Below are 1,457 nucleotides of genomic sequence, written 5' to 3'. Positions count from 1 at the left end.
CACTTGTATCTTTGCCATCATCGCATTTTACTGCAAACTCAATGGCCTCGACCCGCTTATAATAATCTTCATCCATCTGGTGCAGCAAGCCCGCCTGTCTCTTGGGAGAATCGTGAAAATTATCTATGAAGGCTTGCATCACAGGACCTAGGACGTCTATACTGGTCACGTTTAAACGAATGGCTTCTTGCCGCATCATCTCTCTTAATTCCGGAAGAACAAGTGTGTAGACTACAAAACCATCTACTCTGGAAGCTTCCTCCATCATCAATTGAATTTCTTGCTCCGAACGCATGGTTCCAAAGCGCTTTACATGAACTTGACTGGCATTGAACTGACGAATCGTCGCTTGAACGACGGAATTTGCCGTTTCCCCAATCGAGTCCGAACAAACGAAGATCGTACGGACTTTCTCCTCCACCCCTGAATTCCTCCTAATTCGCTATAGCTATGTTACTTTCTCCACTAACACCATGAAGGATAAACGCTTGCGCTGCGGCAATTCGAGCCAAAGGAATTCGGTATGGCGAACAGCTCACATAGTCCAATCCAGTCAAATGGCAAAAGAAAATCGACTCTTTATCTCCGCCATGTTCTCCGCATATGCCCGTCTTTAAAGACGGTTTAACAAGCCGCCCCGTATTCACTGCTATCTCTATTAATTGTCCGACTCCTTCCGTATCGAGCACTTGAAACGGATTATGCGGCAGAAGCTTCTGATCAACATAGTGGGTAAGGAATTTCCCTTCCGCATCATCACGGCTGTATCCGAACGTCATTTGTGTTAAATCATTCGTGCCAAACGAGAAGAAATCAGCATGAGCTACAATCTGGCGCGCTGTAAGTGCTGCACGCGGTACTTCAATCATGGTTCCAACTTTATACGGACAATCTCGAAGTTTCTCTATTCCCAATACTTGCTGAGCAACGAAATCAACAAGCTCTCTCAGAATTTTAAGCTCATTGGCGTGACCAACGAGTGGAATCATAATTTCGGGAAGAACTTGGATGCCTCTATCGATACATCGTGAAGCCGCACGGAAAATGGCCTCAATCTGCATATCATAAATTTCTGGAAAAACAATTCCTAGTCTGCAGCCCCGTTGGCCTAGCATTGGATTCGTTTCGTGGAGCGTTTGTACTTTACGCAGTAGGTTCGCGACCTCTTCTCTCTCCTCGTCTGACCCCGCTTTCTCATAGGTCAGTTGAGCATGTCGTTTCTGTAGTTCTTCGAGGTTAGGCAGAAACTCATGCAGGGGAGGATCAAGTAACCTAATCGTCACTGGTAGCCCCTCCATTTCCTCGAACATTCCTTCAAAATCGGACTGCTGCATAGGAAGTAGCTGCGAAAGTGCCTTCAACCGTTCCTGCTTATCTTCCGCCAAAATCATTCGTTGAACGACAGGCAGACGAGCGGGTGAGAAAAACATATGCTCTGTTCGGCATAACCCAATGCC

General features: G+C 46.4%; 2 protein-coding genes. Both read right to left on the bottom strand.

Annotated features, from left to right (window positions below; genetic code table 11):
* Positions 1 to 421 (bottom strand): kinase/pyrophosphorylase (locus AC1DVJ_RS30950; protein ID WP_477596760.1); only part of this gene is annotated, 421 nt, incomplete at its 3' end.
* A 13-nt stretch (positions 422 to 434) separates the two neighbouring features.
* The coding region (locus tag AC1DVJ_RS30945) for a putative PEP-binding protein (RefSeq protein ID WP_477596758.1) at positions 435 to 1,457 on the bottom strand (1,023 nt) is incomplete at its 5' end.

The organism is Paenibacillus sp. P4_A9 (genome assembly GCF_056402415.1).
The sequence above is the reverse complement of the archived record's forward strand: the minus strand, read 5'-3'. Positions and strand labels throughout refer to the sequence as shown.